10 protein-coding genes are annotated in these 13,055 nt (G+C 71.9%); 4 read left to right on the top strand and 6 right to left on the bottom strand.

Features of this window, described 5'->3' with window-relative positions; translation table 11 throughout:
* Positions 1-82: 82 nt before the first annotated feature.
* Positions 83-991, bottom strand: a complete 909-nt coding sequence (locus ACK1X7_RS18845; protein WP_413115382.1) for a DUF4429 domain-containing protein — start codon at positions 989-991, stop codon at positions 83-85.
* Between the two features lie 103 nt (positions 992-1,094).
* Between ACK1X7_RS18845 and ACK1X7_RS18840 the strand changes: the two genes are divergently transcribed.
* Positions 1,095-2,735, top strand: coding sequence for a beta-N-acetylhexosaminidase (locus ACK1X7_RS18840; protein WP_385150254.1), 1,641 nt, complete (start codon positions 1,095-1,097; stop codon positions 2,733-2,735).
* A 104-nt stretch (positions 2,736-2,839) separates the two neighbouring features.
* Here the strand turns inward: ACK1X7_RS18840 and ACK1X7_RS18835 are convergent, their stop codons facing one another.
* The 4 genes from ACK1X7_RS18835 to ACK1X7_RS18820 all read right to left on the bottom strand — a co-directional run bounded on the left by ACK1X7_RS18835 (position 2,840) and on the right by ACK1X7_RS18820 (position 8,909).
* Complete coding sequence (locus tag ACK1X7_RS18835; protein WP_385150257.1) at positions 2,840-4,006, bottom strand: acyl-CoA dehydrogenase family protein; 1,167 nt, start codon at positions 4,004-4,006, stop codon at positions 2,840-2,842.
* Positions 4,007-4,009: 3 nt separating this feature from the next.
* Positions 4,010-4,942 carry a hydroxymethylglutaryl-CoA lyase gene (locus tag ACK1X7_RS18830; RefSeq protein WP_385150260.1) on the bottom strand — a complete coding sequence of 311 codons (933 nt, stop codon included), beginning with the start codon at positions 4,940-4,942 and terminating at the stop codon, positions 4,010-4,012.
* Positions 4,942-7,179 (bottom strand): acetyl/propionyl/methylcrotonyl-CoA carboxylase subunit alpha, encoded by a 2,238-nt coding sequence (locus ACK1X7_RS18825; protein WP_385150263.1) that lies wholly within the window; start codon positions 7,177-7,179, stop codon positions 4,942-4,944. The genes ACK1X7_RS18830 and ACK1X7_RS18825 overlap by 1 nt, the downstream gene beginning before the upstream one ends.
* A 77-nt stretch (positions 7,180-7,256) precedes the next feature.
* Positions 7,257-8,909 (bottom strand): carboxyl transferase domain-containing protein, encoded by a 1,653-nt coding sequence (locus ACK1X7_RS18820; RefSeq protein WP_351889157.1) that lies wholly within the window; start codon positions 8,907-8,909, stop codon positions 7,257-7,259.
* Positions 8,910-9,002: 93 nt separating this feature from the next.
* Between ACK1X7_RS18820 and ACK1X7_RS18815 the strand changes: the two genes are divergently transcribed.
* The 3 genes from ACK1X7_RS18815 (at position 9,003) to ACK1X7_RS18805 (ending at position 11,955) form a co-directional block, all read left to right on the top strand.
* Entirely contained in the window at positions 9,003-9,620 is a 618-nt protein-coding gene (locus ACK1X7_RS18815) for a TetR/AcrR family transcriptional regulator (protein WP_385150267.1), read from the top strand.
* A gap of 227 nt (positions 9,621-9,847) precedes the next feature.
* On the top strand, positions 9,848-11,005 hold the full coding sequence (locus ACK1X7_RS18810) for an acyl-CoA dehydrogenase family protein (RefSeq protein ID WP_361508986.1): 1,158 nt from the start codon (positions 9,848-9,850) through the stop codon (positions 11,003-11,005).
* A 59-nt stretch (positions 11,006-11,064) separates the two neighbouring features.
* Complete coding sequence (locus ACK1X7_RS18805) at positions 11,065-11,955, top strand: acyl-CoA thioesterase (RefSeq protein WP_385150273.1); 891 nt, start codon at positions 11,065-11,067, stop codon at positions 11,953-11,955.
* Positions 11,956-12,133: 178 nt separating this feature from the next.
* Here the strand turns inward: ACK1X7_RS18805 and ACK1X7_RS18800 are convergent, their stop codons facing one another.
* Positions 12,134-12,943 (bottom strand): phosphatase, encoded by an 810-nt coding sequence (locus ACK1X7_RS18800; protein ID WP_413115381.1) that lies wholly within the window; start codon positions 12,941-12,943, stop codon positions 12,134-12,136.
* Positions 12,944-13,055 lie beyond the last annotated feature (112 nt).

Raw genomic sequence — 13,055 nt, 5'->3', positions numbered from 1 at the left:
TTCGCAACATTCCTGCCCGATATCGGGCAGGTGTGAGTCTCAATGGCGAGAAAAGCGCTCCTCGGCGGCGCGAGCCCGCTGCTCAGGCGCCGGAAAAGCGGCGGAGTACGGCCTGTTTGGCGGTGGTGAACTCCGACTCGGTGAGGATCCCGCTCTGGTGAAGATCGCCGAGTTCGCGCAGCCGTCGCAGCAGAACGTCGTGATCCACGTCACCCTCGTCGCCCCCGGTGGGCGGGGCGTCCGCGGGCGGCTCCGGGGCGGGCGGCTGGGCGGGGAGCGTCTTCGCCGGGGCGCCCGGATGCGGCATCCGCGCGATGACGGCCGCCGCGACCAGTGCCATCAGCGGATCCTTCTTGAAGCCGTAGAGCACCACGGCATGCGGGTCGTACTTGGGCGCGGCCGTCGCCGTGGCCTTCGCCACGACGAAGCGGAGGTAGCCGTTCTCCAGCCCGGCCGCCGGGACCCACTCCACCAGTTCCAGATCCGGCAGCAGGATCGTGCGGGGGCCGCCGGACTTCTTCGACTCCTCGGTCTTCCAGTTCCAGTCCAGCCGGATCCGCTCACCGTCGAACGAGGCCGTGGCGTCGCCCGCCGAGGCCGAGACCGGCACCGAGGGGCCGGGCAGCACATAGTGGTCGCAGGGGCCGGACGGCACCTGATCCAGGGCCAGGCCCTGGCGGACCTCGTCGACCAGATACTCGGCGAGATCCCTGCGCTCCGGTTCCACCGAGAGCTGATACGGATCGGCGGCGTCCGGCAGCTTGCCGCCGGTGGTCTGGAGCAGCGGGTCCGCCCCCTCGCGCAGCCGCAGCCGCAGCCGGCCCGACTTGCGCCCCGGCTCATAGGCGATACCGGCCAAGGCCACCAGGGGGACCGTCAGTTCGCCGAGCGCCTGCCGTACGGCGTGCACGCTGCGGTCCCGCCCCGGGACGATCCGGATCGCTTCCCCATCAAAGCTCCAGGCGCCATCGCGCTGGGTGATTTCCGCCATGCGGGGAATTCTGACAGGCCCACAGCGACACATTGGTCTACACCTTGACCACAACTGGGCGTCGCGGTACCCAAGATGCCACGTTTCGTTGAAGGGACCCCCTGTGAGACGACGTCGTGCCCGACTTCTGTGTTCCCTGCTGCTGACCGTGGTGGCCGGGGCGGGGACCGCGGCCTCCTCCGCCTCCGCCGCTCCGGCCTCCCCCTCGTCCGCCGCTCCGGACGCCGCCGCACCGACCCCCCTGGACCGGGTCGTGCCCGCGCCCGCGTCCGTACGGCCCGCGGCGGGCTCGTACGCGATCCACCCCGACACCCCCATCCGGGTGTCCGGCTCCGACGGCTCCGACGGCTCGGCGCGCTCGGCGCGCCGGGTGGCCGACTACCTCGCGACGGTGCTGCGGCCCGCCACCGGCTATCGGCTGCCCGTCACCGCGCGGGCGGGCGGCGACGGCATCCGGTTGCGGCTGACGCCCAAGGGCGCCGGGGCGCCGAAGCTGGGCGCGGAGGGATACCGGCTGGAGGTGACCGGCCGCGCGATCACCGTCACCGCGCGCGCCTCCGCGGGGCTGTTCCACGGCGTCCAGACGCTGCGGCAGTTGCTGCCCGCGTCCATCGAGCGCACCACCCGGCAGGCGGGCCCCTGGCGGATCTCCGCCGGGACCATCACCGACGAGCCGCGCTATGCCTGGCGGGGCGCGATGCTCGATGTCTCCCGGCACTTCTTCGGCGTCGATCAGGTCAAGCGCTATATCGACCAGCTCGCCCTCTACAAGATCAACAGGCTGCATCTGCACCTGTCGGACGACCAGGGGTGGCGGATCGCCATCGACTCCTGGCCGCGGCTGGCCACGCACGGCGGCTCCACCCAGGTCGGCGGCGGGCCCGGCGGCTACTACACCAAGGACGACTACCGCGAGATCGTGAGCTACGCGGCCGGCCGTGAGCTGACCGTCGTCCCCGAGATCGACATGCCGGGCCACACCAACGCGGCGCTCGCCTCCTACGCGGAGCTGAACTGCGACGGCGTCGCCCCGCCGCTCTACACCGGCACCGAGGTCGGTTTCAGCTCGCTGTGCGTGCCGAAGGACGTCACATACGACTTCGTGGACGACGTCATCCGGGAGCTCGCCGCGCTCACCCCCGGCCCCTATCTCCACATCGGCGGGGACGAGGCCCATTCCACCAGCCATGAGGACTATGTGGCCTTCATGGACCGGGTGCAGCCGGTGGTCGCCAAGTACGGCAAGACGGTGGTCGGCTGGCACCAACTGACCGGTGCGCACCCCGCGAAGGGCGCGATCGCCCAGTACTGGGGGACGGACGGGAGCGAGAAGGAGGTCGCGGATGCGGCCAAGGCGGGCACCCAGTTGATCCTCTCACCGGCCAACCGGGCCTATCTGGACATGAAGTACGACGCCAATACGCCGCTGGGGCAGAACTGGGCCGGGTACGTCGAGGCGAAGCAGTCGTACGACTGGGACCCGGGCACGTACATCAAGGACGCCCCGGCGTCCTCGGTGCTCGGTGTCGAGGCGCCGCTGTGGACGGAGACCCTCGAGACCAGCGCGCATATCGAGTACATGGCCTTCCCGCGCCTGCCCGGCATCGCCGAACTCGGCTGGTCGCCCGCGAGCGCACATGACTGGGAAAGCTACCGGGTCCGGGTGGCGGCGCAGGGCCCCCGCTGGGACGCCATGGGCATCACGTACTACCACTCCCCGCAGATCCCCTGGCCCACGAGCTGAGCCACTCCCGGCACGGTGCCGGTGCCGGTTGGTGCCGGTGCCGGTGCGGGGGCCGGGTCCCGGGGGTGCTGCCTCCGGGACCCGCCCGCCCGCTCCGTTCTGGCTCAGCTCACGAAGCCGAGCTCTCGCGCGATCAGCATCCGCTGGACCTCGCTGGTGCCCTCGCCGATCTCCAGGATCTTGGAGTCGCGCCACATCCGGGCCACCGGATACTCGTTCATAAAGCCGTAGCCACCGTGGATCTGAGTGGCCTCGCGGGCGTTGTCCACCGCGATCTCGGAGGAGTAGAGCTTCGCGATCGACGCCTCCTTCTTGAACGGCTCGCCGAGGACGAGGCGGGAGGCCGCGTCCCGCCAGGCCACCCGGGCCATATGGGCGCGCATCTCCATATCGGCCAGCTTGAACTGGATGGCCTGGTTGGCGCCGATGGTCCGGCCGAACGCCTCGCGGGTCTTGGCGTACGCCACCGACTCGTCCACACAGCCCTGGGCGAGCCCGGTGGCCAGGGCGGAGATCGCGATCCGGCCCTCGTCCAGTATCCGCAGGAACTGGGCGTAGCCCCGGGCCTCGGCGCCCAGCAGATTCGCGGCCGGGACCCGGCAGTCGGCGAAGGACAGCTCGCGGGTGTCCGAGGCGTTCCACCCCACCTTGGAGTAGGGGGCGGCCACGGTGAAGCCGGGGGTGCCGGACGGCACGATGATCGAGGAGATCTCGGGGCGGCCGTCCTCCTTGCGGCCGGTGACGGCGGTGACGGTGACCAGCGCGGTGATGTCCGTACCGGAGTTGGTGATGAAGCACTTGGTGCCGTTGATCACCCACTCGCCGGTGGCCTCGTCCAGCCGGGCCGTGGTGCGGGTGGCGCCCGCGTCCGAGCCGCCGCCGGGCTCGGTCAGGCCGAACGCGCCCAGGGTCTCCCCGGAGCAGAGCCCCGGCAGCCAGGTGCGCTTCTGCTCCTCGGTGCCATAGAGGAAGATCGGCATCGCGCCGAGCGAGACCCCGGCCTCCAGGGTGATCGCCACCGAGGAGTCCACCCGGGCCAGCTCCTCCAGGGCGAGGCAGAGCGCGAAGTAGTCCCCGCCCATGCCGCCGTACTCCTCCGGGAAGGGCAGGCCGAACAGGCCCATCCGGCCCATCTCGCGGACGATCTCGTACGGGAACTCATGGTGCTCCCAGTACTCCCCGATCTTGGGGGCGACCACATCATGCGCGAACGCCTCGACGGTGCGGCGCAGTTCCTCGTGTTCGGGGGAGAGTCGGTGGTCGATCGGCATGGCTCAGGTCTCCTTCTGGGAGAGGGCGCGGACGGTGCGGGACGGGCTGGGCCGGCCCAGATGCCGGGCCATCCACACGCTGGTGGCGGTGAGACGGCCGATGTCGACCCCGGTCTCGATGCCGAGGCCGTCGAGCATCCACACGAGGTCTTCGGTGGCCAGATTGCCGGTGGCGCTCTTGGCGTACGGGCAGCCGCCGAGGCCACCGGCGGAGGCGTCGACGGTGGTCACGCCGTGCTGGAGTGCGGCGAGGGTGTTGGCGAGTGCCTGGCCGTAGGTGTCGTGGAAGTGCACGGCCAGCCGGTCGTTCATGACGCCCGCCTCATTGAGCGCGGCCAGCAGCTCCCGCACATGGCCGGGGGTGGCCACGCCGATGGTGTCGCCGAGGCTGATCTCGTCGCATCCCATGTCCAGCAGGCGGCGGCTGACCGAGACGGTCTGGGAGACCGGGACCTGCCCCTCCCACGGGTCGCCGAAGCACATCGACAGATAGCCGCGCACGGCCACGCCCGCGTCCTCGGCCTTGGCGACGACGGGCTCGAACATCTCCAGCGCGCCGTCCACCGTGCGGTTGAGATTGGCCTTGGCGAAGGACTCCGTGGCGCTGGCGAAGACGGCGATCTCGCGTGCGCCCAGCGCGAGGGCGCGGTCGAGACCGCGCTCATTGGGCACGAGCACGGGGAGCCGGGCGGCCACGTCGTCGATCAGCGGCATCAGCTCCTCGGCGTCGGCCAGTTGGGGCACCCACTTCGGATGGACGAAGCTGGTGGCCTCAATGGTGGTGAGACCGGCCTCGGCGAGCCGCCGGATGAACTCGGCCTTGATGGCCACCGGGACCAGCGCCTTCTCGTTCTGAAGCCCGTCCCGCGGGCCCACCTCATGGATCCGGACCCGGGCGGGCAGCCCGGGGGCCGGGACGGTCATGGGGAGGGTCATCACTCACGCTCCTCGCTCTGGTGCGGGGTGACCACGGCCAGCAACTGGTCCATGGCGACCGTGCTGCCGGGGGTCACCTCGAGCTCGGTGACGGTGCCGTCGTGCGGGGCGGAGATGAGGTGCTCCATCTTCATCGCCTCGACCACCAGCAGGCCCTGACCCGCGGTGACCTCGTCGCCGACGGCCGCCTTCACGACGGTGACGGTGCCGGGCATGGGCGCGGTCAGCCCCCCGGCGTGGGCGGCGGAGGCGCCTGGGCGCAGCGCCTCCTCCACGGGGTCGTGTCCGACCACGCGCCAGGCGTCCCCGTCCCGCCCCAGCCAGTGGCTCGCGCCGTGCGCGGCATGCCGGAAGCGGTGGGTGACCCCGCCGAGGTCCAGCAGCACGGTGCCCTCGTCGAGGGCGATGAGCCGTGCCGGCGTGCCCGTGCCCGCGTCGACGGCCGCGTGCGGGTCCGCCGCGGCGGTCGTGTCCGCCGCCCCCGCTCCGCCCTGGCCCGTGCCCTGGGGCCCGCCGGGCCGGTCCGTCGCCGCGGCTGCCGCCGAGGTGCCGTCGGGGTGCTCGATGAGGAGCTCCGCGTCGTGTGCGCGGCCGCGGACGCGGACCGTGACCGGGGGGTGGCCCGCCACGCGCAGACGGTGGACCGTCCAGGCGGGTGCGCCGCCGAGTCGCCAGCCGGTCGGCACCGAGAACGGATCGACCCAAACGTCCGCGGCCGGGCCGCCGGGGCCGGAGCCGCCAGGCTCCGGGCGCCCACGGGATCCGCCGCCATGCGGAGCGCTGGGCTCCAGCGCCGCCTGGCGCAGCAGGGCCGCCGCCGCGTAGATCTCCTCCGGTATGGCCGGCGGGATCAGTGAGGCCGCCGCGCGGTCGACCAGGCCCGTGTCGAGCTCGCCCGAGGCGACCGAGGGGTGGGCGGCCAGCCGGCGCAGAAAGCCGGTGTTGGTGTCCACGCCGAGGACGGTCAGGGAGCCGAGGGCGGCGCGCAGCCGGCGCAGGGCGGTGGGGCGGTCGGGGCCATGGGCGATGACCTTGGCGAGCATCGGGTCGTAGACCGTGCCGACCTCGGTGCCCGCGCTGAGCCCGGAGTCGACCCGCACCCCCTCGCCCGCCGGCTCGTCCAGCGCCAGCACGGTGCCGGCCGAGGGCAGGAAGTCCACCCGGCCGTCGGCCGCCGCGCGGGCGGTCTCGGCGCAGATACGGGCCTCCACCGCATGGCCGCTGAAGCCGATCTCGTCCTGCCCGAACGGCAGCGGCTCGCCCGCGGCGACGCGCAACTGCCACTCGACCAGGTCCAGCCCGGCCTGGCCGCCGACCGACGCCGTCAGCTCGGTGACCGGATGCTCCACCTGGAGCCGGGTGTTCATCTCCATGAAGCAGTACGCGGACGGATCGTCGCCCGGCACGATGAACTCGACCGTGCCCGCGCCCACATAGCCGCACGACCGCGCGGCGGCCACGGCGGCCTCGCCCATCCGCGCCCGGGTGGCCTCGTCCAGCAGCGGGCTGGGCGCCTCTTCGATGATCTTCTGATGGCGGCGCTGTAGCGAGCACTCGCGCTCCCCGAGGTGCACGGCGTGCCCCTGGCCGTCCGCCAGCACCTGGATCTCGATATGCCGGGGCCGGTCGATCCAGCGCTCCACCAGCAGCGTGTCATCGCCGAACGCCCCGCGCGCCTCGCGCCGGGCGGCCGCGATCTCGTCGGCCAGCAGCGCCTCGTCGCGGACCAGCCGCATGCCCTTGCCGCCGCCGCCCGCCGAGGGCTTCAGCAGCACCGGCATGCCGATCTCCCGGGCGGCGGCGGTGAGCTGGTCGTCCGTCAGCCCGCTGCCCGAGGAGCCCGGCACCACCGGCACCCCGGCCGTGTGCACGGTCTCCTTGGCGCGGATCTTGTCGCCCATCAGCTCGATGGCCCCGGCGGGCGGCCCGATGAAGGCCAGGCCCGCGTCGGCGCAGGCGGCGGCGAACGCCCCGTTCTCCGCGAGGAAGCCGTAGCCGGGGTGGACGGCCTGGGCGCCGGTGCGCGCCGCGGCGTCCAGCAGCCGCTCGATGGACAGATAGCTCTCCGCGGCGGGGGCGGGGCCGATCCGCACCGCCGTGTCCGCCTCGCGCACATGGCGGGCGTCCGCGTCCGCGTCGCTGAAGACGGCGACGGAGCGCACGCCCAGCCGCCGCAGGGTGCGGATGACGCGCACGGCGATCTCACCGCGGTTGGCCACCAGCACGGTGTCGAACATCGCGGGCGACGGGCCCGCCGCACGCGGACCACTTGCCGAACTCACTGGGCTCGTCGGGCTCATCTGGTGCATCCCCCTCACATCCGGAAGACGCCGTAGCCGGGCGCCGCGGGCTCGGTGGCCGTACGGCCGGGCAGCGGTGCGTTGGCGCAGGCCGTAAGGGCGAGGCCGAGCACCGTGCGGGTCTCCAGGGGGTCGATCACACCGTCGTCCCACAGCCGGGCGGTGGCGTAATACGCGTTTCCCTGCGCCTCGTACTGCTCGCGGACCGGGGCCCGGAACGTCTCCTCCTCCTCGGCGCTCCACTCCTCCCCGCGTGCCTCCATCTGGTCGCGCTTGACGGTGGCGAGCACGGAGGCGGCCTGCTCACCGCCCATCACCGAGATCTTGGCGTTGGGCCACATCCACAGGAAGCGCGGCGAATAGGCGCGGCCGCACATCGAGTAGTTGCCCGCGCCGTAGGAACCGCCGATCACGACCGTCAGCTTGGGGACGCGGGTGCAGGCCACGGCGGTGACCATCTTGGCGCCGTGCTTGGCGATACCGCCCGCCTCATAGCTGCGGCCCACCATGAATCCCGAGATGTTCTGAAGGAAGACCAGGGGGATGCCGCGCTGGTCGCACAGCTCGATGAAATGGGCGCCCTTCTGGGCCGATTCGGAGAACAGGATGCCGTTGTTGGCGACGATGCCCACCGGGTGGCCCATGATCCGCGCGAAGCCCGTGACCAGCGTGGTGCCGAACTCGGCCTTGAACTCGGCGAACCGCGAGCCGTCCACCAGCCGCGCGATGACCTCCCGCACGTCGTACGGCGTGCGCGAGTCGACCGGAACGGCCCCGTACAGCCCCGCCGGGTCGACCGCGGGCTCCTGGGAGGGCTCCAGCGCCCACGGCGGCGACCCCTGCCGCATCGCGGACGGCGGCAGGGTGGCGACGATGGAGCGGACGATCCGCAGCGCGTGGGCGTCGTCCTCCGCCAGATGGTCGGTCACGCCCGAGACCCGGGAGTGGACCTCGCCACCGCCCAGCTCCTCCGCCGAGACGACCTCCCCGGTGGCCGCCTTCACCAGCGGCGGCCCGCCCAGGAAGATCGTGCCCTGCCCGCGCACGATCACGGCCTCGTCGCTCATCGCCGGGACATACGCCCCGCCCGCCGTGCAGGACCCCATCACCGCCGCGACCTGCGGAATCCCGGAGCCGGACAGCCGCGCCTGGTTGTAGAAGATCCGCCCGAAGTGGTCGCGGTCCGGGAAGACCTCGTCCTGCATGGGGAGGAAGGCGCCGCCGGAGTCGACCAGATAGACGCACGGCAGGTGGTTCTCCAGCGCGACCTCCTGGGCGCGCAGATGCTTCTTCACCGTCATCGGGTAGTACGTGCCGCCCTTGACGGTGGCGTCATTGGCGACCACTACCACCTCGCGGCCGGCCACCCGGCCGATCCCGGCGATCACCCCCGCCGCCGGGGCCTGGCCCTCGTACATCCCCTCGGCGGCGAGCGGGGCCAGCTCCAGGAACGGGGAGCCCGGATCCAGGAGTGTGTCCACCCGGTCGCGCGGCAGCAGCTTGCCGCGTGCGGTGTGCCGCGCCCGCGCCCTCTCACCGCCGCCCAGCCGGGCCACGGCCAGCTTCTCGCGCAGCCGCGCGGCCAGTTCGCGGTGCGCTGCCTCATTGGCCTTCCAGGCGTCGGACGCCGGGTCGGCGCCACTGTGCAGCGCCGGTGCCTGCTCCATGGCTGCGAGCCCCCTCGCTCCGTACCGTTAGTGAACGTTAACTAGTCACCACCAGGTTAACGACCACTAACCCGGCTGTCTAGAATCGATTTCATGAGCACGCAAGCAGCCGCCCCGACCCGTCGCGAGCAGATCCTCAAGGAGGCCGCCCGCCTCTTCGCCGAGCGCGGCTTCCATGGCGTCGGCGTCGATGAGATAGGCGCCGCGGTCGGCATCAGCGGACCCGGTCTCTACCGCCACTTCCCCGGCAAGGAGGCGATGCTCGCCGAGCTGCTCGTCGGCATCAGCGGCCGGCTGCTGACCGGCGGCAAGCGGCGCGCCGCCGAGGGGGAGGGGGCCGGGCTCGCCCCCGCCGAGGTACTGGACTCGCTGATCGAGGGCCATATCGACTTCGCCCTCGACGACCGCCCGCTGATCATCCTCCACGACCGCGAGCTGGACCGGCTCCGGGACACCGACCGCAAGCTGGTGCGCTCGCTCCAGCGTCAGTACGTGGAGCTGTGGGTCGAGGTGGTGCGCGAGGTCTACCCCCGGCTCGCCGAGGCCGAGGCCCGCGCGTGTGTCCATGCCGTCTTCGGGCTGCTCAACTCCACGCCCCACCTCGGCCGCCCCGGCGCCCTCCCTGGCCGCGCTGCCACCGCCGCCCTGCTGCACCGCCTGGCCCTCGGCGCCTTCGGTGGCGCCCACGGCGCGGATGGCCGGGCTTCATGAGGCGAACCGAGCCGCATGAGGCGAGCTGAGCCGCATGGAGCGAACCGGGCCTCATGAAGAAGAAGGGTGGGCACAATAAGGAGGCTGGACAGGCCCGGTAACTCGCGGGTAGCTTTCGCTGAGCAAGCGCTTAGGTGAGTGTCGCCAAGCTATCAGTTGAGGAACCACGACGGCGGTCGGCCGGTCCGCGCAGCGGCGACGGCTCAGCCGTAAGGAGGGCCGCGCCAATGCGCCGCACGGTGTTCAACGAGGACCACGAGGCGTTCCGGGAGACCATCCGCGACTTCATCGCGGCCGAGGTCGTGCCGTACTACGACCAGTGGCGGGAGGCCGGCCAGGCCCCGCGCGACTTCTACAAGAAGCTCGGCGAGCTGGGTGTCTTCGGCATCGAGGTGCCCGAGGAGTACGGCGGGGCGGGGGAGACCAGCTTCAAGTTCAACGCCGTCATCACCGAGGAGACCGCCCGCGCCGGGGTCAGCTTCGGCGGCAGCAGCGTCCACACCGCGCTGTGCCTGCCGTACCTCCTCAAGTACGCCGACGAGGAGCAGAAGCGGCGCTGGCTGCCCTCCTTCGTCACCGGCGACCTGATGACCGCCATCGCCATGACCGAGCCCGGCACCGGCTCCGACCTGGCGGGCATGAAGACCACCGCCAAGCTCTCCGAGGACGGCACCCACTACGTCCTCAACGGCGCCAAGACCTTCATCACCGGCGGCGTCCTGGCCGACCGGGTGCTGGTCTGCGCCCGCACCGCCCCGGCCACCCCCGAGGACCGCCGCGGCGGGATATCCATCCTCGTGGTCGACACCAAGAGCGAGGGCTACGCGGTCGGCCGCAAGCTGGAGAAGCTCGGCCTGAAGACCTCCGACACCGCCGAGCTCTCCTTCACCGACGTCAAGGTGCCGGTGGCGGACCTGCTGGGCGAGGAGGGCAAGGCGTTCGGCTACCTCACCCACAATCTGCCGCAGGAGCGCCTGGGCATCGCGGTCGGGGCGTACGCACAGGCCGCGGCGGCCGTCCGGTTCGCCACCGAGTACGTCCGGGACCGCACCGTCTTCGGCCAGGCGGTGGCGTCGTTCCAGAACACCAAGTTCGTGCTGGCCGACTGCCAGTCCGAGGTGGACGCGATGCAGGCGGTCGTGGACCGGGCCCTGGACGCGCATGACGCCGATGAGCTGACCGCCGCCGACGCCGCCTCCGCCAAGCTCTTCACCACCGAGCGGGCCGCCGTCGTCATCGACAAGTGCCTCCAGCTCCACGGCGGTTACGGCTACATGATGGAGTACCCCATAGCCCGGCTGTACGCGGACACCCGCGTCAACCGGATCTACGGCGGCACCAGCGAGGTCATGCGGTCCATCGTCGCCAAGTCGATGGGGCTGTGACGACCGTCATGAGCGGCGGCAACAGGACCGCAATCCAGGTCTGCAAGACTGCTTGAACCATGAATGACGCACTTCAGAGCCTTCTCGATCTGCTCGATCTGGAGCAGATCGAGGAGGACATCTTCCGTGGCACCAGCGACGCCGCCCCCCTCGTACCGCGGGTCTTCGGCGGTCAGGTCGCCGCCCAGGCCCTGGTCGCCGCGGGGCGCACCGTCCCCGAGGACCGCTCGGCGCATTCGCTGCACGCGTACTTCCTGCGGCCCGGCGACCCCGGGGCGCCCATCGTCTACACCGTCGACCGGATCCGGGACGGCCACTCCTTCACCACCCGCCGGGTGGTCGCCGTCCAGCACGGGCAGCCGATCTTCCATCTCTCGGCCTCCTTCCAGCTCTACGAGGACGGCCTCGAGCACCAGGAGCCGATGCCGGACGTACCGGACCCGCTGACCCTGCCCACCGCCGAGGAGCTGCTGCCCCGCTATGAGCACCTCTTCGGCCCCGGGGTGGCCGAGCGGATGCTCCAGGCGCGGGCCTCGATCGATCTGCGGTACGTGGACGAGCCGCCCTTCGGCAGCGTCGGACGGCCGCGCGAGCCCAAGTCGCAGGTTTGGTTCCGGACCAACGGCAAACTGGACGGCGTCGCCGACCACCCGCTGCTCCACGTCTGCCTGGCGACCTATGTCTCCGATATGACGCTGCTGGACTCCATCCTGCTCGCCCATGGGCGCGGCGGCTGGGCGGTCGGCGACATCGTCGGGGCCAGCCTGGATCACGCCATGTGGTTCCACCGGCCGTTCCGGGTGGACGACTGGCTGCTGTACGACCAGGAGAGCCCCTCCGCGTCCGGCGGACGCGGCCTGGCCAAGGGCCGCATCTTCACCGCCGACGGGCGGCTTGCCGTCTCGGTGATCCAGGAGGGGGTCATGCGGGTGCCGCGCGGGAAGAAGTGAGCGCGGCGGGCGGCGGGGCCGCCCGGGCCCGCCGGACGCCCGCGGGGACGGTCCGGGCCCATCGGTCCGGGCCCATCAGACGTCCGTAACGTCCGTAAGGACGGCACAGGAATGACAGCAGGGCGCCCGCGGGGGCACCCAGGGTCCGCCGGGCGCCTGCCGCGGCGGCCCGGCGCCGTCAGAACTGGGCCGACAGCCCTGCCGCGTCCAGCAGATACGCCGTCATCGCGTCGTAGAACCGCGGGTTGGTGACGTGGTCGTCCAGCGGGACCACCACCGACAGCGTGCCCTCGGACTCGCCGAGGAAGAGCGCCGGGTCGTTGCAGTCCGCGTAGCCGACCGCGTCGATGCCCCGCTGTCCCGCGCAGCCCGCCCAGCCGTGGTCGGCGACCACCAGATCGGGCAGCGGCCGCCCCTCGTGGGCCAGCCCGTCGAGGATCGCCGCCATGGGCGCGGGGGAGTGGGTGTGCCACAGCGTGGCGCCCCGCTCCAGCATCGCCACATCGCAGAACTGGAAGACATACCCCTCGTCCGCCTGAAGCCCGCCCGGGATCTCCACGATCTCGCAGCCGGCCGCCCGCAGCGCCGCCGCCGTGGCCCGGTGGACCTCCAGCAGCCCGCCCGGATGCCCGGTGGCGAACAGCACCCGCTCGTTCGCCTCCGCGGCCTTCCGCAGCACCGAGGCCATCCGGTCCAGGGCGCCGACCGTCAGCTCCGGGTCGATGGTGTCCTGCCCCGAGCGGTACTCCGGGTCGTCCACCACACCGCACCGCTCCGCCATGACCGCCAGCACATCCTGCTCATCGGTCCAGCGGTCGCCCAGCTCCAGGCCGAGCCAGTAGTGGCGGTCGCCGTTCGCGAGCTTGCGGTAGTGGGAGAGGTTGTTCTCACGAGGCGTGGCGACATCGCCCGCGATGCGCGTATGGATGAGGTGGTCGATCAGTTCGGCACGGCTGGGCACGGAGCTGGGTATCGGCATGTGGCCCATTGTCGCCTCTCCGACGGGGGAATGGGGACATCCGCCGCCGGTCGGACGTGACGCGACCATGGCGAAATTCCGGATGCCGGCCCGGACGGCCGCCGCCCGGGCCCCGTATCGG

The organism is Streptomyces sp. CY-1 (assembly GCF_047218265.1).
In the GTDB taxonomy this organism is placed as follows: Bacteria; Actinomycetota; Actinomycetes; order Streptomycetales; family Streptomycetaceae; genus Streptomyces; species Streptomyces niphimycinicus.
This window is presented reverse-complemented; position numbering and strand designations above follow the sequence as displayed.

Bases quoted from the DNA above. Each gene is read 5' to 3' on its own strand.
- ACK1X7_RS18825 (WP_385150263.1), bottom strand. From the start codon at position 7,179: ATGTTCGACACCGTGCTGGTGGCCAACCGCGGTGAGATCGCCGTGCGC.
- ACK1X7_RS18830 (WP_385150260.1), bottom strand. From the start codon at position 4,942: ATGACCCTCCCCATGACCGTCCCGGCCCCCGGGCTGCCCGCCCGGGTC.
- ACK1X7_RS18815 (WP_385150267.1), top strand. From the start codon at position 9,003: ATGAGCACGCAAGCAGCCGCCCCGACCCGTCGCGAGCAGATCCTCAAG.
- ACK1X7_RS18805 (WP_385150273.1), top strand. From the start codon at position 11,065: ATGAATGACGCACTTCAGAGCCTTCTCGATCTGCTCGATCTGGAGCAG.
- ACK1X7_RS18845 (WP_413115382.1), bottom strand. From the start codon at position 991: ATGGCGGAAATCACCCAGCGCGATGGCGCCTGGAGCTTTGATGGGGAA.
- ACK1X7_RS18810 (WP_361508986.1), top strand. From the start codon at position 9,848: ATGCGCCGCACGGTGTTCAACGAGGACCACGAGGCGTTCCGGGAGACC.
- ACK1X7_RS18800 (WP_413115381.1), bottom strand. From the start codon at position 12,943: ATGGGCCACATGCCGATACCCAGCTCCGTGCCCAGCCGTGCCGAACTG.
- ACK1X7_RS18820 (WP_351889157.1), bottom strand. From the start codon at position 8,909: ATGGAGCAGGCACCGGCGCTGCACAGTGGCGCCGACCCGGCGTCCGAC.
- ACK1X7_RS18835 (WP_385150257.1), bottom strand. From the start codon at position 4,006: ATGCCGATCGACCACCGACTCTCCCCCGAACACGAGGAACTGCGCCGC.